Source organism: Vallitalea sp., assembly GCF_025211055.1.
GTDB lineage: Bacteria > Bacillota > Clostridia > Lachnospirales > Vallitaleaceae > Vallitalea.
On sequence record NZ_JAOARO010000057.1, the window covers coordinates 64,172 to 85,678 of the forward strand.

The 21,507-nt window shown below is 29.4% G+C and carries 25 protein-coding genes; 6 read left to right on the forward strand and 19 right to left on the reverse strand.

Features of this window, described 5'->3' with window-relative positions; all coding sequences use genetic code 11:
- Positions 1-217 precede the first annotated feature (217 nt).
- A complete protein-coding gene (locus N4A55_RS07480; protein WP_293754974.1) occupies positions 218-982 on the forward strand; it encodes a response regulator transcription factor in 765 nt (254 codons plus the stop codon).
- Entirely contained in the window at positions 979-2,769 is a 1,791-nt protein-coding gene (locus N4A55_RS07485; RefSeq protein ID WP_293754975.1) for a sensor histidine kinase, read from the forward strand. The genes N4A55_RS07480 and N4A55_RS07485 overlap by 4 nt, the downstream gene beginning before the upstream one ends.
- Positions 2,770-3,303: 534 nt before the next feature.
- Here N4A55_RS07485 and N4A55_RS07490 read toward each other — a convergent pair.
- On the reverse strand, positions 3,304-3,660 hold the full coding sequence (locus N4A55_RS07490) for a sigma-70 family RNA polymerase sigma factor (RefSeq protein ID WP_293754976.1): 357 nt from the start codon (positions 3,658-3,660) through the stop codon (positions 3,304-3,306).
- 100 nt (positions 3,661-3,760) lie between these two features.
- Between N4A55_RS07490 and N4A55_RS17035 the strand changes: the two genes are divergently transcribed.
- Positions 3,761-3,880: a helix-turn-helix domain-containing protein gene (locus N4A55_RS17035; protein ID WP_443083826.1), complete on the forward strand. Its 120-nt coding sequence runs from the start codon at positions 3,761-3,763 to the stop codon at positions 3,878-3,880.
- A gap of 587 nt (positions 3,881-4,467) precedes the next feature.
- Here the strand turns inward: N4A55_RS17035 and N4A55_RS07495 are convergent.
- Positions 4,468-5,091 carry a hypothetical protein gene (locus N4A55_RS07495; RefSeq protein WP_293754977.1) on the reverse strand — a complete coding sequence of 208 codons (624 nt, stop codon included), beginning with the start codon at positions 5,089-5,091 and terminating at the stop codon, positions 4,468-4,470.
- Between the two features lie 204 nt (positions 5,092-5,295).
- Positions 5,296-5,625, reverse strand: coding sequence for a hypothetical protein (locus N4A55_RS07500; protein ID WP_293754978.1), 330 nt, complete (start codon positions 5,623-5,625; stop codon positions 5,296-5,298).
- Between the two features lie 398 nt (positions 5,626-6,023).
- On the opposite strand from N4A55_RS07500, the gene N4A55_RS07505 reads away from it, so the two are divergent.
- Positions 6,024-6,209, forward strand: a complete 186-nt coding sequence (locus N4A55_RS07505) for a hypothetical protein (protein WP_293754979.1) — start codon at positions 6,024-6,026, stop codon at positions 6,207-6,209.
- A gap of 75 nt (positions 6,210-6,284) precedes the next feature.
- Here N4A55_RS07505 and N4A55_RS07510 read toward each other — a convergent pair whose 3' ends face one another.
- From N4A55_RS07510 to N4A55_RS07520, 3 genes are all read right to left on the reverse strand, one after another.
- Positions 6,285-6,578 (reverse strand): hypothetical protein, encoded by a 294-nt coding sequence (locus N4A55_RS07510; protein WP_293754980.1) that lies wholly within the window; start codon positions 6,576-6,578, stop codon positions 6,285-6,287.
- Between the two features lie 159 nt (positions 6,579-6,737).
- Entirely contained in the window at positions 6,738-6,959 is a 222-nt protein-coding gene (locus tag N4A55_RS07515) for a hypothetical protein (protein WP_293754981.1), read from the reverse strand.
- Positions 6,960-7,109: 150 nt separating this feature from the next.
- A complete protein-coding gene (locus tag N4A55_RS07520) occupies positions 7,110-7,331 on the reverse strand; it encodes a hypothetical protein (protein WP_293754982.1) in 222 nt (73 codons plus the stop codon).
- A gap of 316 nt (positions 7,332-7,647) precedes the next feature.
- Here N4A55_RS07520 and N4A55_RS07525 point away from each other — a divergent pair, with 316 nt between their 5' ends.
- Entirely contained in the window at positions 7,648-9,270 is a 1,623-nt protein-coding gene (locus tag N4A55_RS07525; RefSeq protein WP_293754983.1) for a recombinase family protein, read from the forward strand.
- Here the strand turns inward: N4A55_RS07525 and N4A55_RS07530 are convergent.
- The 11 genes from N4A55_RS07530 to mtaB all read right to left on the reverse strand — a co-directional run bounded on the left by N4A55_RS07530 (position 9,267) and on the right by mtaB (position 18,543).
- Positions 9,267-9,617 (reverse strand): sigma-70 family RNA polymerase sigma factor, encoded by a 351-nt coding sequence (locus N4A55_RS07530; RefSeq protein ID WP_334303779.1) that lies wholly within the window; start codon positions 9,615-9,617, stop codon positions 9,267-9,269. The genes N4A55_RS07525 and N4A55_RS07530 overlap by 4 nt on opposite strands.
- Positions 9,618-9,709: 92 nt before the next feature.
- Positions 9,710-10,945, reverse strand: coding sequence for a peptidase U32 family protein (locus tag N4A55_RS07535; protein WP_293754985.1), 1,236 nt, complete (start codon positions 10,943-10,945; stop codon positions 9,710-9,712).
- A gap of 38 nt (positions 10,946-10,983) precedes the next feature.
- Positions 10,984-11,631, reverse strand: a complete 648-nt coding sequence (locus N4A55_RS07540) for an O-methyltransferase (RefSeq protein WP_293754986.1) — start codon at positions 11,629-11,631, stop codon at positions 10,984-10,986.
- A 185-nt stretch (positions 11,632-11,816) separates the two neighbouring features.
- Positions 11,817-12,887, reverse strand: coding sequence for an endolytic transglycosylase MltG (gene mltG / locus N4A55_RS07545; protein ID WP_293754987.1), 1,071 nt, complete (start codon positions 12,885-12,887; stop codon positions 11,817-11,819).
- A gap of 78 nt (positions 12,888-12,965) precedes the next feature.
- On the reverse strand, positions 12,966-13,310 hold the full coding sequence (locus N4A55_RS07550) for a YlbF family regulator (protein WP_293754988.1): 345 nt from the start codon (positions 13,308-13,310) through the stop codon (positions 12,966-12,968).
- A 58-nt stretch (positions 13,311-13,368) separates the two neighbouring features.
- Entirely contained in the window at positions 13,369-15,030 is a 1,662-nt protein-coding gene (locus N4A55_RS07555) for a ribonuclease J (protein ID WP_293754989.1), read from the reverse strand.
- Between the two features lie 264 nt (positions 15,031-15,294).
- Positions 15,295-15,738: a Fur family transcriptional regulator gene (locus N4A55_RS07560; protein WP_293754990.1), complete on the reverse strand. Its 444-nt coding sequence runs from the start codon at positions 15,736-15,738 to the stop codon at positions 15,295-15,297.
- A 166-nt stretch (positions 15,739-15,904) separates the two neighbouring features.
- A complete protein-coding gene (locus N4A55_RS07565) occupies positions 15,905-16,171 on the reverse strand; it encodes a DUF1292 domain-containing protein (protein WP_293754991.1) in 267 nt (88 codons plus the stop codon).
- A gap of 118 nt (positions 16,172-16,289) precedes the next feature.
- Entirely contained in the window at positions 16,290-16,715 is a 426-nt protein-coding gene (ruvX, locus tag N4A55_RS07570; RefSeq protein ID WP_293754992.1) for a Holliday junction resolvase RuvX, read from the reverse strand.
- 128 nt (positions 16,716-16,843) lie between these two features.
- On the reverse strand, positions 16,844-17,104 hold the full coding sequence (locus tag N4A55_RS07575; RefSeq protein WP_293754993.1) for an IreB family regulatory phosphoprotein: 261 nt from the start codon (positions 17,102-17,104) through the stop codon (positions 16,844-16,846).
- 137 nt (positions 17,105-17,241) lie between these two features.
- Positions 17,242-18,543 (reverse strand): tRNA (N(6)-L-threonylcarbamoyladenosine(37)-C(2))-methylthiotransferase MtaB, encoded by a 1,302-nt coding sequence (mtaB, locus tag N4A55_RS07580; protein WP_293754994.1) that lies wholly within the window; start codon positions 18,541-18,543, stop codon positions 17,242-17,244.
- A gap of 176 nt (positions 18,544-18,719) precedes the next feature.
- Here mtaB and N4A55_RS07585 point away from each other — a divergent pair, with 176 nt between their 5' ends.
- Positions 18,720-18,953, forward strand: coding sequence for an HPr family phosphocarrier protein (locus tag N4A55_RS07585; protein WP_293754995.1), 234 nt, complete (start codon positions 18,720-18,722; stop codon positions 18,951-18,953).
- Positions 18,954-19,060: 107 nt separating this feature from the next.
- On the opposite strand, the gene thiI is transcribed toward N4A55_RS07585, so the two are convergent.
- Together thiI and N4A55_RS07595 are read right to left on the reverse strand one after the other, a co-directional pair.
- Complete coding sequence (thiI, locus tag N4A55_RS07590) at positions 19,061-20,257, reverse strand: tRNA uracil 4-sulfurtransferase ThiI (RefSeq protein WP_293754996.1); 1,197 nt, start codon at positions 20,255-20,257, stop codon at positions 19,061-19,063.
- 47 nt (positions 20,258-20,304) lie between these two features.
- Complete coding sequence (locus tag N4A55_RS07595) at positions 20,305-21,462, reverse strand: cysteine desulfurase family protein (RefSeq protein WP_293754997.1); 1,158 nt, start codon at positions 21,460-21,462, stop codon at positions 20,305-20,307.
- Positions 21,463-21,507: the final 45 nt, after the last annotated feature.

Consider the following 21,507-nt stretch of genomic DNA (forward strand, 5'->3'; position numbering starts at 1 on the left):
CTTTAATTTAATTATAATGTAGAGTATCAAATATTTAAATTCACTTTTTTCGGATAAAAATTCACTTTTTTCGGATAAAAATTCACTTTTTTCGGAATGTATATAAAAACAAATTCTTTACAAAGATTTTAAAAGCTAATATAATCTAAGTCAGACAATATATTTTTATACTATCAATATACTATTTTTAAAAACACTTATTTTAGGGGGTATTTATATGTATTCTGTCTATTTATTAGATGACGAACCTTGGGCTTTACGAGGCCTAATAAGCAGTTTTGATTGGGAGAAATTAGGATTTTATATCGCTAAGCACTCTACTAATCCTTTAGAAATTTTTGAACTAGCAAAAAAGACTCCACCAGATTTGATTATAACAGATATTCGTATGCCAGGTATGAATGGTATTGAATTAATAAAATCACTACGAAAATTGGAAATACCTTGTGATTTCATAATTGTGAGTGGATTTGCCGATTTCTCTTATGCCCAAAAGGCCATTGAATACAATGTTCTTAATTATATTCTAAAACCTATAGATGTGGAAGATACAATTCCTCTACTACAAAAAGTACATACTGATATTGACCGTAAACAGAAATTAAAATATTATTCATCTCAGATTAGTCAATCCACTAATCACTACTGCAATCAGCAAGCTAATGAACATTTTAATGCAATGATAGAATATATTAACAGTCATTTTTCCTCAGATGACATGAATTTACAATGTATGGCTGATAAATTCTGTCTTAACAACACCTACATATGCGATTTATTTAAGAAAACACTTTCTATGACCTTTAATGAGTATGTCACTGAATTAAGATTAAAAAAAGCCTGCTCTCTACTCTCCAATACTAACTTGACTGTTTATGAAATAGCAGAACAGACAGGTTATAAACCCTATTACTTCAACACACTATTCAAGAAAAAATATAACTCTACTCCATTGAAATATAGAAAGGAGAACTCTCGTTGAAATCATTATCAAAATTCAAACTAAGAACTCAAGTATCTATGTTTATCATCATTGCAACCCTCGCGATGATATTCATACAGATGTTTTATTATATTAATTTCAAAGATTTGAGCACTATGAAAGCTGACCAGTACTTCTCTAGTATGATTCAACAAGTGGAGAATCAGATTATTGACCTTGATAAGGATATACGTACTATTTCTGGCATGATATCCGCAGATAATAATCTTCAAGAATTTATTATAGAAGATGACCCAATTGTTAGATATGAGATGTCTACAAAGCTCTATCCAAGTATAGACGCTAACATTTGGCTAAACAACTATATCCGAACTATTCAAGTCATTGATTACAAAAATCGCATTATATCCAATAATTCAACTGAACTTGTAGTTATCTTCAACCAAATGATTAATGATTATGACTTGTACAATACAGATTACAAGAGACCTTTTTATACAAATGCCTACTATGACTCAAAAACCAAAGATTATTACTTAGCATATATCAATCCTATATATAATAAGTTTCAATACAATAAAAAACCTATCGGCAAGAGTATACTTATTTTCTCTACTAGTCTTATTCATTCGACTATTAATGCATTACCAATATCCCCACAATCATTGATTTTTCTAGCTGATGGCACTGATAAGATTATTGCATCCACCAACAATGATTTACGAGGTGTTAAAATAACCAACTTAGATTCTCATGTCAATTTATTAAGTAGTTTCAACAATACAGAACCTATAAAATATGATTATAATGACTACCATATAAAGTTTGTTGAATTACCTTCCATTAATAATTGGTATCTTCAATTTCTAATTTCCAAGTCAGATATAACTAGCGATATGCTTCCAATCGTACATAATGGTATCATTATAACAGTAGCTTTCACCATACTGATACTGTTTTTTGGTATAAGAATGATGTTTAATATTGCATGGCCCATATCCAAAATAACCTCTCAATTAAAACATATTGGTGATGGTCATTATAAAGCAAGGCTAAAAGTTACATCAAATAATGAATTAGGAATTATTGTTAATGATATTAATAATATGTTGTCTAGGCAAGAGACTATGACCAAGAAAATATTTACTACTCAAGATCAATTATATACACTAGAACTTGAAAAAAAAGAAGCAGAGTTATCTGCATTACAAAGTCAAATCAATCCTCACTTCCTATATAATACTTTGGAATGCATTAGAAGCATCGGAATATATCATAATATCTCTGAGATTCAGCAGATTTCAACATCTATGGCTAAAATATTTCGCTATGCAATTAAGAGCCAAGAACAAGTTACTATATTGGATGAAATTCAATGTATAGAAGATTACCTAAGAATCATGAATATACGTTTTATGGACAAGTTTAACTTAATTCTACATATTGAAGCAGAACATTACTCTCTAAAAATCAACAAAATGGTACTACAGCCTATAGTAGAAAATGCCATATATCATGGACTTGAAAACATAATTGGCAAAGGTACCATTACTATAGATGCTACTGTTGATGAAACAATACAATGTCTATCTTTAGAAGTGAAGGATAATGGAAAAGGTATTGAACCAGAACAATTAACCTGTTTGCAACAGAAATTATCTTCTAATACAATCAGTACTATCACCAAAGAGACTCAACGTAGCGTTGGTATCATCAATATCCATAACCGATTAAAGCTAAACTATGGTGATGATTTTGGAATTAATATTGACAGCCACTTAGGAGAAGGCACTAGCATCTATCTGCAAATTCCTATATTGAGGTAGATTCATGGTAGTGATATGTTGTGAACAGGCTAAAGTAAGTATTAAGTTTAATAATGGACAACGGTTGTATATTGAAACCATATATAGTGATAATACACTCTCGTTACGTTTGTTGCTTCTATCTGTTTCTAAGGTAGAGCAACAAACCGTAAATATCGTTATTATCACTATATATGGTTCTTTCTATATTTACCACTCTTAAGTCAGTAAAAAAATGTGGCTTTAGCCTATAAAGTCTTTGCTGTCAAGTTAGACATTTTAAGATGTGTCAATGCAATTTTTGTTAAGGTTCAACTATCCTTTAACTTTTATGCCGTCCGCCATTTTGATTTATTTCAATACAAATCTTGTTAAAGTTCAACGCTAGATACATTAATTAGAGTTCCTGTGATTATTCTATTTCAATACAAATTTTGTGTAAATGGTAAAATGTTATTGTATCATTTATAACCAATTAACAAAGAGCTATTGCATTAAAAATTCCTTTAATAATGCAATAGCTCCCAAAGTAGAAATCATATCATAAAAATACAATCAATTTCCATTTCCAGCGAATTCCTTATTCAACTTACTTAACGCTTTTTTCTCTATCCTAGAAACATAAGACCTAGAAATCCCCAACATATTAGCAATCTCTCTTTGAGTCTTTTCTGCCCCATTATTCAACCCATATCTTAACTCTATTACTGTTTTCTCTCTCTGTCCTAATACGTACTTCATTTTATTATATAATAGACGTATTTTCATCTTCAGATCAACTTGGTCTACAATAGAATCTGATTTTGTTTCAATAACATCAATTAAACTGATTTCATTTCCTTCTTTATCAATTCCTATAGGTTCTTGAAGTGATATTTCTTTTGCATGTTTCTTTTCATTTCTAAGCATCATTAGCAATTCATTATCTATTCATACCAAAAGACGTAAATAAATATTAAATTATAATAAGGTAGTTATAGAGTCTTTACCACAAATCACCATAGGCAATAGAATTAGAAAAAGCAGAGTAGTAAGAGGGTTATCACAAAAAGACCTTTCAATAAAATCAAAAATAAGTAGAAGTTATTTAATAGGATTTGAGAATGATCAATTTATTCCTTCTTTAATATAATATACGTAAAATCGCTAATATATTACAAGTAGATGAAGACTATCTATATGATGATTATCTTTATATCTAATAGGTGGCAATCCGTCATTTAATGAACTATTTTATATTTTCTCAAATTTAAATTACTCCTTCCAATCTTATTACTCTCAGTATTTTACATTTTAGAATATATATTGTCAATAAAATAATTTTTCGTCCTATGTCTTTTTATACAAAAAATATATGTCAGTTTCTTGCCAATATGAAGTTTTATATAACTTATTATCGATATTGACTATAAGATTATATCCATTAATATTAACATTTAATAATAAGCAATAAAAAAAGAACCTACCCTCAATTATGAAAATAGGTCTGTACCTGCCCTAAAGCTTGTTTTAGCATAGTATCAACTAAATGCTTTTATTTATTCTTTTTCATTTAAAGAAAGGTTATATAATTATAATAATAAAATATTAGCTTTTACTGCAATTTAGCTCCACAATTAGGACAATAGACTAATTCTCGTATTTTTGTTCTTGGGTCAAATCTATAAGAACAGGGGTCCACTATTAACAGCATCTATCATACTTATTTTCCAATCTGTATCATAGTAATGTTGAGAATAATAAGTATTTTATTGGTCTCTGATTAATATCAACTGATACAACAATATCTTGAATTTCCTGTTTAACCTTTATTGTTTTTAATAAATCTTGTTTTTCTGGATTCCATTCAGGAACTCCCTCATAAACAGTATATATATACCATTTTTTATCTAATTGTAACGCATAATCTCCTCCTTGAAAATTATTACAAAACAGAGAAATTGGAACCAATAATTTCAGCAATTTTCCAGCATATTTGGTTTTTGAGCCAAGTACAAGATTATAAGCAGCTGATACAATAGTTTTAATACCATGTGATGTATCAGGTTCAGTCTTTTTAATATAAGGAACAGTATATATATAAGTAGAAATACCATGACCTCCAGAACCAGGATCTTCTATTACTTCTTTTGTTGAAATACCACTATATTTTAGTTTATAAACTAAAATCTCAAATCTTTCATAACCCTCTAAATCTTGAATTTTATCTAAATCCTCAATTTCTTTTAATTGTTGTTGTGAAAGATAAGATGTATCTAAAATATCCACTTGTTCTGGTGAAAAATCGCTAGTTGTTAACTCTATAAAAAATGTCAATTTACTCTGATCCTTTATAGGCATCATTCCTTGCACTGCAAATGTAATATTAAACTTACTTATATCAATAAAATCATTTAATGATATTTTAACTGTTTTTTTATATTAATTATTACAGTAAGGAGTGTAAGTAATAATTTAACACAATACTATTATATCATCTATATATTATAATATAGCTCTATAAAAGCTTAAGTATGTCCCACAATCTAATCATAAAAAGGTCACGAATCATAGTCCTAACGATAATTGAGTAGATTTTGTATCAAAATCATATCTCTCATTATAGATGTATTCCTGCATCTTGGCTAATGCTCTTTTCCTAACTCTATTACATTGGCTTCCACTAAGTTTGACATGATATTCTACCTGCATCCAAGTATTTTGTTCAATCTCTCTATAAGTAATAATCTGTCTATCAATATCACTAAGTATAGTTAATGCTGCATCAATCTGCATGATGATATCTTGGTATACTCTTATCCTGTTTTCTTTATCCAATCTCCTCTGGACTAAATCCTCTGTTACAGAATACATCTTATTAATTGCTGAAGTTTTCACTCCATCATAACTTACTCCATTCAGAGGACTTTCCTTTAGGTATTTTTCATCTAACTCACTCCTTACCTAAACAAAAAACCCCACTGCTTCACCATACAGTTATTAATATGATAATCTAACTTTTTAATATTATATTTTTATCCTAGCAAAACTTACCTTTTCCAACGTCCTCAATAAATACTGGCATTATAGCCTGCTTGTACAAAGCTCTCAAGATATATTCACATATCTCAATATTCCCAATGTTCCCTTGCCTTTTGTAGTGCCTTAAATCGCACTTTATGTAACTTAATTGGGTCTAACATTTTATACCCTCCAATCTGAATTAAACCAAGCCTTTGTGCCTATATTTATATACCTAAACAATGTGATATAATATCTTATTGGAGGTGATTTTAATGAACGTTATTACAATATTTTTTATACTAGTTAGTATAGCTAACTTCATTGGTTGTATTTACTACTTAGTGTCTTCAAACATATCACTATCTATTTTCTGTGGATTTGGTGCTTTATTGAGCATCCTTAAAGTACTTTCAGACAAAGAGAAGTTAAAAGCTAAAAAGGATACAATCAAACAATAATATATACATCGCTAGAGGATTATTCCCTCTAGCAGTCATTCAAAATTTCTCTTTAGCGCTTCTCTAAACACAATTTTACTCTTGATTTTTCTCTTTAAACATCTTAATTCTCTTATCAGCTAATGCTTTACATACCCAATGGGTTAGCTCCTCTATATAGAATAGCTCATTACACCTAGGGCATGTAGGTAACATTTTATCCTTACGTCTATAATGACTTTCTAAATTCTTAATAACTCTTAAATGTGGCTTATATTTTGCTATCTCTCTTTTTTGACGTATATATTTTAGTTCTTCCTGTAATTCCTGAATCTGTAATTGGTAATAACTCTCCCTGAACAGTATAATTTTTTCCACTCCAATACCCATAAGCATTAAATATCCTTGTAATATCACTTTCACTTGTTAACCATATTACATACAATTAAATCAATCTTTAATCTATGTCCATATAGCTATTGTACATAGAACCATCTTTTATACCTGTCGCATCTTGAAGCCATGTATTAACTTTATAATGCTTATTTCCTATTTCTCTACCGGCTTATTGATATCTGTTATTACCACTATATCTCTTATGTTATCAGCCTTATTAATCTTAATTCTATACTGTTCGCTGATTTTGAGATATTTAGCTTCCTCTGCTGATTCCTTTAGGTTATAGAGAGTATGATCGCAATACTGAAAATACTTTGAGCCATCTTCACCATTCTTCATTTTTTCTAGTAACACCATGGTATTATCTTTCATACTCTAACCACCTTGAGATTCAAGCTCTTGTATTTTCTTAAGATACTGAGCTTGAGTTATTTTTCCTAAGTCAAGTTGATCTTTCAAATTTATCTTTTGTTCAATTATCCTGTATTGTTCAGTATCTGTCTGCTCATAGATCCCCTATTGTTATGTAATTAATCCTTGCTCAATAAACTGTTCTTCTAGCCTATCATGTAAATAATCTAATGCATCATACCATTGATGTTCTGGATAATTCTCTTTTACAACTTTTAATAATTGATTTGCATAAAATTCACATAAAGCGTCATTTATACGCTGTATACCTTCTTTTTCCTCTCCTTCTGGAAACTTACATACCACTTCAATTTTTGGTGGTTTTCTTGACATATACAAACTCTCCTTATTTCACTTTATAAAATGTATGCATTACTAGTTGTCTGATATTAGAGAATATAGTTAATTTACATATATTCCCGATACCAATGAACGATTAGCATTTGATAGCCTTTCTAGGTCCCTTATGGATAGATCATTTCTTAATCGGTACTCTTTAACTAGTAATTTCAATTAATTCACCCCTGATGTATTTATTCTTATGTCAAAAATTACTTTTATTTAACTATATTATAAGTTATTATCCTAAAAAAAAACTAGATAATATAATGCTATATATGTTATATTTAAATAGTGGAGGTGTACAAAGATGATAGCCGGAATATACGTAAGGAAATCTAAATTTACTGGTAAAGGTGAATCTATACAAAATCAAATTCAACTATGTAAAGAGTATGCTATCTCAAAAGGATATACTGTTGATGATAGCTTAATATATCATGACGAAGGTTTTTCAGGTGGTAATATCAATAGACCTGCTTTTCAAAAGATGATAAAAGATGTTAAATCTTATAAATTTGATGTCTTGATATGTTATCGCTTGGATAGAATAAGTCGTTCTGTTGCTGATTTCTCAGATACCCTTGAAATGCTTAATAAATACGATGTATCATTTGTTTCTATAAAAGAACAGTTTGATACTACTACTCCAATGGGGCGTGCTATGATCTACATATCAAGTGTATTTGCTCAGTTAGAAAGAGAAACAGCAGCGGAGAGAATAAAAGATAATATGCTATCACTGGCTGAAACTGGAAGATGGCTTGGTGGTATTACTCCAACTGGTTATTACTCTGAATCAATTGAATATATTGATAGAGATATGAAAGAACGTACAATGTATAAGCTATCCCCTATAAAAGAAGAGTTGAATCTTGTTAAATTACTATATAATAAATACTTAGAATTTAAAAGTCTTGCTCAAGTAGAAACCTACTGCTTACAGAACCATATTAAAACTAAGAAAAATAAAGATTTTAATAAAAATACAATAAGGACTATATTAATTAATCCTGTTTATGCTATAGGAGATGAAGATACCTATAATTATTTATATAGTATAGGTTGTCAGATATTTTCTAATAAAGAAAAGTTCAATGGAAAATATGGTGTTATGGTATATAACAAAACAATAGAGAAAAAGAATAGAAGTAATAAGCTACGTGACCCAAGTGAATGGATTGTAGCTCTTGGTAAGCATAAAGGTATCATTAAGGGTGAAAAATGGGTTTTAACACAAAATATGCTGTTTAAAAACAGAGATAAGGCACCAAGACAGGGTACATCATCCGTTGGTCTTTTATCTGGCCTAATTCGCTGTAGTAAGTGTGGTCAACCTATGCGTGTAAAACATGGGCATATTAGAAAAGATGGTACCAAAAATTATTATTATGTATGTACATTAAAAGATACTTCTAGAAGTAAGCGTTGTGATAATAATAACCTGAATGGTCCTTATGGTGATAGATTCGTTGTAAAACGTATCAAAGAGTTTTTTAATGCTCCTGATGGTCTATTAAGTGATGTTGAGGATAATAAAAATAATATTAACTCACTTAAGAAAGAATTAGAAAAGGAACGTGAAAAAGTTAAGATACAGATTAATAACAATCAAAAATCTATTAATCATTTAGTTAAGCAATTAGCTGATAATGAAAATAGTTCAGCTTCTAAATACATAATTAAAGAGATTGAAGAACTAGACAAAGAAAATATCAAACTTCAAAATGAGCTTAATACAGAATTATCACTTGCCAAATTAAATAATGAATTAATAAATATATCTCTGCTTAATGAATCAGCTACTGATTTTGTTGAATCAATAAATTCTGCTGATACTGAGGAAAAGAAAAAACTGCTACATAACGTAGTATCAAGTATATACTGGGATGGAGACAAAATAGAGGTCAACTTTTTTGGTAAAAAAAACTAAATAATAAGGGCTATCCATACAATAATCTTGATGCGTCTTTTGGTGTGGATAGTATTTTCTATACACCTAGCAGCATAAGTCGCCAGCCTTGTACCTTTATCTATATTAAAGGTTGTAATTGCTTTTATTAAACCTATTGTTCCGATAGATATTAGATCATCCATATCTCTGTCTGTAGTATTATATTTTTTAACTATATGAGCAACTAAGCGTAAATTCCTCTCAATTAAAACATTTCTCGCTTGCATATCTCCATCTTTACACTTAATTAAATATTCCCTTTCTTCATCACTTGATAAAGGTTTAGGAAATGATTGAGATGTTGTAAAGTAGAACCCTGGTAAAATGAATGTTAAAAAATTGAATAGCAAACAAAAGCACCCCTAAATATGTATTCATAACAGTTTATGAAAAAAATACTTAGAAAGTGCCTTTCCAATTAAAATTCTTTACTTTTTAATCTAATTATTGTGTTTTTCGGAAATTCTTTATGGATTTTAAACCTTATAACTTGTTTAGGATGAGGAGCGCTTTTAACTAAGTTCCCTTCTTCATCCCACATTTCTTTTATTGTAGTTATATAATTCTCACCATCTGTAGCCATAAATTCTACTTGATCTCCAACACAGAACTTATTTCTCTGTTGTATAGTAATTATCTGTTCAGTAGAGTTATAATCTATTACCTTACCTATAAAAGTATAACTTCTTATATAAGTATTACTATTATATATCTGTTCATTTTCATCAGGTCGTTCTAAATAAAAACCTGTTGTGAATTTTCTATGAGTGCACTTCTTAATCTCATCCAAGTAATGAGGAATATTATTCATGTATTTGGATTCATCTTCAAAAAAATCATCGATTGCTTTTCTATATGTCCTTGTAACAGTTGCGACATACAATTGTGTTTTCATCCTGCCTTCTATTTTGAAACTATTAACACCAGCATTAATAAGCTCAGGAACATATTCTAGCATACATAAATCTTTTGAATTATATACATAAGTACCTCTTTCATTTTCGTAAACAGGCATGTATTCGTTAGGACGAGTTTCCTCAACTAGATGATATTGCCATCTGCAAGGATGTGTACATTCGCCTTTATTAGCATCTCGACCAACCATATAGTTACTTAATAGGCATCTTCCTGAATAAGATATACACATAGCTCCATGAATAAAAGCTTCTATGTCTAGAGTGTCAGGACTATTTTCCTTAATCTGATTTATTTCTTTAAAAGATAGCTCACGAGCAACTACTACCCTCTTAACACCAAGTTTATGCCAAAAATTAACACTTTTATAATTAGTATTATTAGCTTGTGTACTAAGATGTATCTCCATGTCTGGTAACATTTCCTGGGCAATAGTCAAAATACCAGGATCAGCAATAATCAATGCATCTGGCTTTATTTCTTTTATTTCCTCAAAATACTCATAAACTTTATCAATATCATCGTTATGAGCAATTATATTAGCAGTTACATAAACTTTAACATTATGTTTGTGAGCAAACTCAATGCCTTCTTTCATTTGTTCCATAGAAAAATTTTTTGCTTTTGCTCTTAACCCAAAATATTGTCCTCCTATATATACTGCATCAGCACCATACAGAACAGCTACTTCTAGATTTTCTAAGCTTCCTGCAGGTATTAGTAATTCAGGTTTATTCAATGTTTGCCTCTCCTCTCAAAGCTATAATTAATTCATTACTACTTTTTATAACTAAGTGTTACTCCATCAGCAATAGGAAGTATTGATGTTTGCAAGTTTTTATTATGATTCAATTCCCATAAAAATTCTCTCATACGACCATGTATTGTTCTTTGCCTTCTTGGAACACTAAATCTTGATTTTGCTACTGTACCATTTTGAAGAACATTATCACATATAAGGATACCGCCTTTTTTCAGCAATCTAAGACATTCTGGTAAAAAAGTTAAATATTGACCTTTTGCGGCATCCATAAATATAACATCAAAAGAATTATCAATAGCAGATAGGATATCACTGGCATCCCCTTCTAATAATGTTATAATGTCTTCTTTACCGGCTTTTCTTATATTTTCTTTGGCTTTCTTAATCATGTCTTCTGACCTCTCAATAGTAGTTATACAACCATCTATATCAATAAAGTCACTCATAATTATTGAAGAATAAGCTACCGCAGTACCAATTTCCAATACTTTGCTTGGTTTTCTGGTAGCTAATATCCATTTTAACAAGTTCTTGACTTCAGATTTAATTATAGGAACATTATTATTGAGAGCATCTTTCCTAATAGTACGAATAATAATGTCATCATCTGGTTCTATGGCCATTAGGTAGTCTCTTATATATTTATAAGTGATTTCACTCATTGTTTAACTCCTTATAAACTTAATTTAAAGGACTGTCTCAAAATACATCTACTTTTATACATTCTGTTTAAAAGGGTCCCAGCTATGTCTTTTGTGACCTAACTTACCATCAAACAGAGTCTATCTTACTAGTATATTAAAGTAAAATGTATTATGAGACAGCCCTTTTTTATTGTATAGTATAATTAAAATTCTTTTTGTAATTTACCTTTAACTTTGTTATGAGCATCTAAAGATTTATTAAATTCATGTTCTCCAGTCTCTGCATTCTTGAGAGAGAAATAGAGATAATTACTCTCAGTTGGATAAAGAGCTGCTTCTATTGAACGCTGACCTGGATTAGAAATAGGTCCAATAGGTAGACCAGGATTCATATAAGTATTATATGGTGATTCAATCTCCAAATCTGAATATAACAATCTTTCTCTAGGCTTGTCAAGAGCATACATGACAGTTGAACACATCTGTAGTTTCATAGGTTTCTTTAATCTATTATATATAACACCAGAAACTAATTCTCTTTCAGAATCAACTCTTACTTCTCTTTCAATAATAGATGCAATAGTTATTATTTCATCTATCTCATAACCTAATACTTTTGCTCTTTCATAATATTTATCTTTAAAAATTTTATCAAATTGTTTTAACATTATGCTAACAATATCTTTAGCAGTCGCATCAGTATATATCTCATAAGTAGATGGGAATAGATAGCCTTGTAATTTTAAGTTTCTATCTGGTACTTCATCAATAAACTTATAATCATAACATACGTTAGTCACAGCATCCAAGAATTCGGATTCTTTACATATATTTTCCTTAGCCAATTTTTTGGCTATTTGTACAACTGTATAACCTTCTGGTATAGTAAACTTTATTGTTTCCTTCTTAGCTCCTTGAGTTGTTAATATATTAGCAATTTCTTCATCAGTCATTCCTGTATTCAGTGTATAGTCGCCATATTGAAATTTATTCTCTTTACCAGAAAGCTTAGAATATAATAAAAAATAATAAGTATTTTTTATTAATCCATTATCATGCAATATCTTTGCAATTTCTTTTGATAAAGTACCTTTTGGTACTTTTATGTCCACTGTTTTAACAACTATATCTTTTGCTGGAGTTTTAGCCATTAATTTATAAGAGTAATCATATACTTTTTTACCTGCAAAAAATATAATCAATACAGCTACAATCAATATTACAACTTTTGACAAAGCATGTAACCCTATTAATAAACCTTTTTTCTTTTTCATATTTTGTCACCTTTCTGGTTAACTCAATCCGTATTAAGTCTCTAGTATTATTACCTGTATAGTGTAGTATCAACGGATTTATTCAATGAATGAAATACCTAAATCAATTTCTTTTGCTATGAGGTCAAATACCTCTTCAATTACTCTTGCTAATGTATTTTCAGCTTCAAGAAATTCTTTAACTTCTGGTTGTTCAATAATTTCATCATATTCCTTGTTAAGTTTTAACATATTTTCATAACATTCAAAAGAACCATCACCATATTCTATATGGATATTAAAAGACTTCTTTTTGTATTCACTAACTTTTTCTAACAACTGTGGATTAGTTTCTATTACATTCTTGCAATTTTGATAATCAGTATATTCTTCTAAATGTTTTATTTTTTCAACAAATATTTTTGTTTCTTTTATATAATCCACGAATTAGCATCCTCTCAATATCAAATAAAAATATTAATTTAATCTATTTTCTTACAACCTAAACTTCCATTATAATAGGTAAAATCATAGGACTTCTTTTCGTTTGTGTCCACAAATAGTCTCTTAGCGCATCTCTAACTACACCTTTTATCTTAGACCAATCAGTTATTCTCTTTTTATTACATTGATCTAATGCTTCTTTTACCACTTTTCTAGCTTCTAGCATCAAATCTTCTGATTCTCTAACATAAACAAATCCTCTTGATATTATATCAGGACCACATAATACTTGTCCAGTTTGTTTTTGTAAAGTAACAACAACTATTAATAATCCATCTTGTGAAAGTTTCTGTCTATCTCTTAAAACTATATTTCCAACATCTCCAACTCCTAGACCATCAACTAGAATTTGTTCTGCAGGTACTTTACCAGTTACCTTTCCGCCCGCTTTGTTAATTTCTAGGACGTCTCCACTAGAAAGTATAAAAATATTATCTTTTTTCATACCAATGCTCTCAGCTAATTCAGCATGTTTAACTAGATGTCTATATTCACCATGTACAGGGATAAAATATCTTGGTTTAACCAATGTATGAAGTAATTTTAACTCTTCTTGTAACGCATGTCCTGAAACATGGGTATCTTCGCAGATTACTTCTGCACCTTTTCTATATAAATCATTTATTACTTTTGAAACTGTTTTCTCATTTCCTGGAATTGGCTTAGAACTAAATATAATTTTATCTCCTGGCTTAATCTCTATCTTTCTGTGTACGGATGAAGCCATTCTAGATAATGCAGCCATAGCTTCTCCTTGACTTCCAGTAGTAATTATTACCAATTGTCCATCTTTATACTTATTAATATCCTCTACACCAATCATCATTTTATCTGGAACTTTTAAATATCCTAATTCAATAGCTGTCTTAACTACATTAATCATACTTCTTCCTTCAACAACAACTTTTCTATTGAATTTTTCAGCTGTCCAGATGATTTGCTGTACTCTATCAACATTAGAAGCAAATGTAGCTACTATTATTCTCTTTTGATCAGAATCTAGGAATATATCATCTAATGATTCTCCTACAGTTCTTTCAGACATAGTGTACCCTTTTCTTTCAACATTGGTACTATCTGCCATAAACAAAAGTACACCTTTTCTACCTAACTCAGCAAATCTTTGAAGATTGATAGCTTCTCCTCTAATAGGTGTATAGTCAATCTTAAAATCCCCTGAATGTATTACAACACCAACAGGTGTAGTTATAGCTAGTGCTACCGCATCCGCTATACTATGATTAGTTCTGATAAACTCAACCCTAAAAGAACCTAATGTAATAAATTGCCCAGGCATAATACATTTTCTTTTAACGCTTCTTAACATATTATGCTCCTTTAATTTATTTTCTACTAACCCAATAGTAAGTCTTGTACCATAAACAGGCACATTAACATCACGAAGAACATAAGGTAATGCTCCAATATGATCTTCATGTCCATGAGTTAGGACAATACCCTTTACCTTCTCTATGTTATCCTTTAGGTATGTTACATCTGGGATTACTAAATCTATCCCTAACATTTCATCTTCTGGAAACGCTATACCGCAATCAACAACGATAATTTCATCGTTATATTCAAAAGCAGTAATATTCATACCTATTTGCTCAAGTCCGCCTAAAGGTATAATTTTAAGTTTTGATTGTTTTTTTGTCAAACTGACACCTCCTAAATTAGTAAGATAATTTCTGCATCACCCAATCAGTTATTGAAGAAATTATCTTCTATGTTCAACTTAAAATATTACAATTTTTGCATAGTCTAAAACTTCTTATTTTCTTACTAGATTTTCTAATAATACGAAGATATCACTATGTACTGCCTATTCAAATATTATCCTTTAAGTTAAACCTTAACGCCCAAAGATATATTTTTGCATTATAAATATATCTCTAATAATTTTAATCCCGTACATTGATAACTATTTACAGTTTTTACAAATACCATAAAATTTTACTTTGTGGTCAGTAACTTTAAAGTCATATTTTGCTTCAAAGCCTTCTTCAATAGATTCCATTAAATCGTCTTCTACTTCAATTACTTTGCCACAACTTTCACAGATTAAATGATGGTGATGGTGATGGTGATTATCATCATTAAACTTGCCAATTTCATACCTTATAAATCCATCGTCTAAGTTTAATTTATCTATTAATTTTAACTCATGCAAGAGTTGTATAGTCCTATATACCGTAGCTAGTCCGATTTCAGGGCATTTCTCCCTTACTATCTCATAAATCTCCTCAGCTGTTAAATGATCCCCTTCATTATTTTGAAGTACATCAAGTACCATTCTTCTCTGAGTAGTAAGTTTAAATCCTTTTTCTTTTAATATTCTTTTAAAATCTTCACTGCTAACAGACACATATATTCCCCCAACTTTTTAATATACTTTAATTTTATATAACTATTCATTAAGCATATCTTTCAATAGTATAATTGTAGTTATTTATTAGTTTAAAATCACTATTAATGTAAAATATAGATAACTCAATTATAAATCTCTACTAACCTTTTGTCAAATTTGGCTCTTACATATCTATATCAATATCTTCTACTAGTTCCATTAGTTTTTCACTAACTGGTAGAAGCTCATCGTCATCGTCAACTATTTCATAAATTACATCTTCGCCATCTAGGCTAATTGCTTTTAATACATAAGCTGTCATATCATCAAGTTCTAACTCTTCTTTTTCAACAGCCAATAAATATGTCTCTTCGTCATATTCTAAAGAACTTAAAATTGCAAATTCCACATCTTCACCAGTCTCTTCAAACGTAAATACAATTGTTTCCACTAAAAAATCCACCTTTCAAATTATTACCAATTTTTAATTAGTTTATAATATATATGTTAACTTATTTTAATTCATTGTTTATTAATAACATTAAGATCAATTCACAAAAAGTATTTTATTAGTTTCGTTGTAAATTGTCAAGATATCCTTGTAAAATAAAAACAGCTGCCATTTTATCTATGACTTTACTCTGTTTTTTTCTACTTAAATCAGCTTCCAAAAGTGATCTTTTAGCTCCTATTGTGCTTAATCTTTCATCCCAAGTTTCTACTGGAATTGAAAATTCCCGCATCAATCTATCTTTAAAATATAAGGTTCTATCTACTCTCTCTCCAGATGTATTATTCATATTTTTAGGGAGTCCTAATACTATCTTTTCTATATTATACTCATTTATAATATCACCTAATCTTGCAATTGTTGATTTCAGATTATTTTCATCTTTTCTATTTATAGTTTCTATACCTTGAGCAGTCCAACCGAATGGGTCACTAACTGCTACACCTAATGTTTTACTCCCATAGTCCAAACCTAAAATACGCATTTTATCACATCCAACTTTTGTTTTCTATTGAATAATTTTCTCTGTAGGATAATAAAAGTGTGCATCTGCACACTTTTCATCATTGAATAGTATACCTAACTATTTAATTTAACTTTTATATTATACGACTACTTACAGTTATTGTCTATATAATTTTTTACTAATTCTTCTAATAATTCATCTCTTTCAACTTTACTTATTAAACTTCTAGCATTTTTATGGCTAGTGATATAAGTAGGATCACCAGATAAAATGTAACCAACAATTTGATAAATAGGGTTATATCCTTTCTCTGTAAGGGCTTCATATACACTTACTAAAATTTCTTTTGCATCTTCTGGTTCTTTTTCGAATTTCTTAAAAAATTGAGTACTATTAATGTTTTTCACCCATATCACATCCTCACTTAAACAATTCTTCTATAATCTAGCCTTTTGGTTTTATATTCCTTTTACTATATATTAATATATATGTAAGTAAAATACAATTAAAATTTGCCTTGTAATATTATTTTAATGTTAATTTATTATATGCTTCCAACTAGAATATCATTTTGGATTTTTATAATCATTGTTGATAACTGTAAATTTCTAATATTACTGTCACTGAAAACTTTTACTTTTATATAATTATCAGTAAATCCATAGTAACACTTTTTCCCATCTATTATGGATTCTTCTTCAAACAGTACATCAACCTCTTTATTAATAAAGCTATTTAAAAACTCTTCTCTTATTTTACTTTGAACATTAGTCAAACTATGACTTCTCTCAGCTTTTACTCTAGGGTCTATTTGGTCATCTCTAGCAGCAGCTGGAGTACCTTCTCTCATAGAGTATTTAAAAACATGTATTCCACTAAACCTTATCTTTCTAATAAAATCTAATGTAGCATTAAATTCCTCATCTGTCTCCCCTGGAAAACCAACTATAATATCAGTTGTTATTGAAGGGTTTTCATAAGCTTTTCTTATAATCTCTACTTTGTTATTATAAATCTCAGTAGTATATTTCCTATTCATTCTTTTTAAGGTAGCATCACAGCCACTTTGGAGTGATAAATGGAAATGTGGACATATTTTATTTAATTTTGATAGTTGGGCAATAAATTCCTCTGTAATCAAATTAGGTTCTAATGAACCTAGTCTAATCCTTAATATTCCGTCTATCTCATTCAACCTCATCAAAAGTTCAATTAATGATGTGTTAGTTAAGTCTTTTCCATATGAAGCAATGTGTATACCTGTTAAGACGATTTCATGATATCCATTACTTGCTAAAGTATTAACTTCTTTTATAACACTGCGCATCTCTCTGCTTCTTATTCTTCCTCTTGTATATGGAATAATACAATATGAACAAAATTGATTACAGCCATCTTGTATCTTAATATAGGCTCTTGTTTTATCATTAACCTTTGTAATCAAAATATCCTCGTATTCAGTTGTTTTTCCAATATCCTCGACTACATTTATTTTATTGCCCTCATGGATATATTCTTCTACTAAATCAACTATTTTATTTTTATTATTACTACCGATCACTAAATCTATATTGTTATCTTTTATCAACTTGTCTTTTGCTATCTGAGCATAGCATCCTACTGCCACAATAATAGCTTCTTCGTTATTATGTTTTGCCTTTGATAACATTTGTCTTGATTTTTTATCAGCAACATTAGTGACAGTACATGTATTAACAACATATATATCAGCAATATCTCTAAAATCTACTATTTGATATCCGGATTCTTCAAACAATTCTTCCATAGCTTCAGTCTCATACTGATTAACTTTACAACCTAAAGTATGGAAAGCAACTTTTTTCATATTAATACCTCACAATAATAATTTATTTTTTTGTATATTATTTCAGTAGTTTAACAAAAAGCACCTAATATAGTTTACTTTTTTTGGTAATTTTAGTTATTGACTTATTCCTTATAAAAGGTTAGTATATTGATGTATTCAATTATTAAAAAAACACTTTTAAGGGGGTCAATTACATGAAAACAGTTAAAGTAACATTAAATTCAATCGATAAAGTTAAAAATTTTGTAAATGCAATCAGTAAATTTGATTCTGATTTTGATTTAGTTTCTGGTCGCTACGTTATTGATGCAAAATCAATCATGGGTATCTTTAGTTTAGATTTAAGTAAACCAATTGAATTAACAGTACATGATGATGATGCATTCAATGAAGTTGCTGGCACTTTAGAAGAATTCATCGTTGAATAATTATCAATTTCATGTTTATGAAATACTAATATGGATTAAACCATATTATAAAAATCCACTTGTCAGTGGATTTTTGTTATAATCCTATCTATAATTTATAACTATCCTTACTCTTCCTCATCTGGCTTAATTTTAACAAGTTCTACGTTATTAATTGCTTCTTCAATCATTTCATCGATTTTTTCTAATCTTCTTTCAGATCTTATAATCGATTTTAATGAAGGTTTTGTTACTGGATGTTTAGCAACAAATATAGTACAACAATCTTCATATGGCAAAATTGAAGTTTCATAAGTATCAATCTTTTCACTTATCTCAACTATTTCTTGCTTATCAAAACCTATGAGAGGTCTGAATACTGGCATATTACAAACAGAATTAGTAGCATTAAGACTTTGAATTGTTTGTGACGCTACTTGCCCTATACTTTCACCAGTAACCAATGCTAGTGCTCCATGTTTTTCTGCTAATCTTTCAGCTATTATCATCATTATTCTACGCATAATTATTGTTAATTGTTCATGAGGACATTGCTCATAGATATATAGTTGAATATCTGTAAACGGTACAACATTAAGATTAATCCTACCTGAATATCTTGAAACAATCTTGGCTAAATCAATTACTTTCTGCTTAGCACGTTCACTAGTATATGGATGACTATGATAATATACTGCATCTAATTTAACTCCTCTTTTAGCTACTAGATAACCTGCTACAGGTGAATCAATCCCTCCTGATAACATAAGCATAGCTTTACCATTAGAACCAACTGGCATACCACCTAAACCTTTAATAATCTTAGAATAAATATATGCTCTACTTCTTATTTCAACCCATACTTTTACGTCTGGTTTTTTTACATCAACTTTCAATTCAGGTATATGGTCAAGTAAATATGCTCCGACTTCACAAGCTATTTCCATTGAATTAAGAGGGTATCTCTTATCAGCTCTTCTTGATTCAACTTTAAAAGTAAAATTCAAGTCTTCATATTCATCTTTCATGTACATTAGTGCTGCTTCTTTTACTGCTTCAAAATCCATATCCTCAAGAACAATTACTGGACAAATTCCAACAAGACCAAATATCCTTGATAATCTTTCAACTACTTCATCGTAATCATAATCAGAAAATGGTTCAATAAAAATTCTTCCTTGCTCTTTACTAACTTTGAAATCCCCACATGGTTTAATCGCTCTACGGATATGATCTGCAAGTATATTTTCAAATATATACCTATTTTTACCTTTAATTGCAATTTCACCATATTTAACTAGAAAAGCTTTCTTTAAATTACTCATTATTTAATCCAATCCTTCCAAAATACGTAATCTTTAACATCATTCATCTAATGTCTAACAAACTTTCTTAATAATGGTACTACAATCTCTAATTCATCTACGCACTTATCTAATTCCTCTATAGTATTGTTAATACAAAAACTAAATCTCACTGTGGATAGCGCTTCTTCATTATTTAATCCTATTCCCTGTAAAGGACCTAATTTAGAAGGTTTATTAGATGAACATGCAGAACCTGTGGATACAAATATATCTTTTTCTTCTAGGCTATGAAGTAATACCTCGCCTCTTACTTTATTGAATCTTATACTTAATATATGTGGAGCACCTTTATCTACATCTATTCCATTGATAAGAGTATCTGCTATTTCGTTAATAATCCTACCTGCTAAATGTCTTTTTAATTTATATAAATGTTCTATATTGGAATCTAAGTTATCATACATCATCTTTGCAGCAACACCAATAGCTGCAATTCCTGGTACATTCTCTGTTCCAGACCTTATACCATTTTGCTGATATCCACCATATATGATAGGGCTTATCTTAATATTATCATTGATATAAATAACTCCTACTCCCTTTGGAGCATGGAATTTATGTCCACTTATACTTACTAAATCAATATTCCATTTTTTAGGATATATATTTAATTTCCCAAAAGATTGTATAGCATCTACATGAAAAATAGTGTTTTTATTCTTCGATTTAATTACCTTTCCAATCACATCTATAGGCATTATTGTACTGATCTCATTATTAACATGCATTATTGATACTAAAATAGTATCTTCACGTATGCTGTCTCGTAATTGTTTCAAATCAATAAGTCCATTACTATCAACTGGCAATACTGTTATCTCATAATCATTATCCCCCAGATAATTTATTGTATTCTTAACTGAAGAATGTTCTATTGTTGTAGTTATTATATGCTTACCTGATCTTCTATACGCCTTTGCTACACCAAGTATTGCTAGATTATTGGATTCTGTTCCACCAGATGTAAAATAGATTTCCTTTTGATTTACTTTCAATATTTTAGAAAATATATCTTTTGACTTAATAATATATTTTTCAGCTTCAAATCCTTTTTTGTGTAAAGACGAAGGATTGCCATAATCTTCTCTAAAGACTTTACACATTTCTTCTATAACAACTTCAAATGGTTTTGTAGTAGCCCCGTTGTCCAAATATATTTCCATTCTAAGGCATCCTTTCAATAATAGTCTAATTTATATGAAATACTT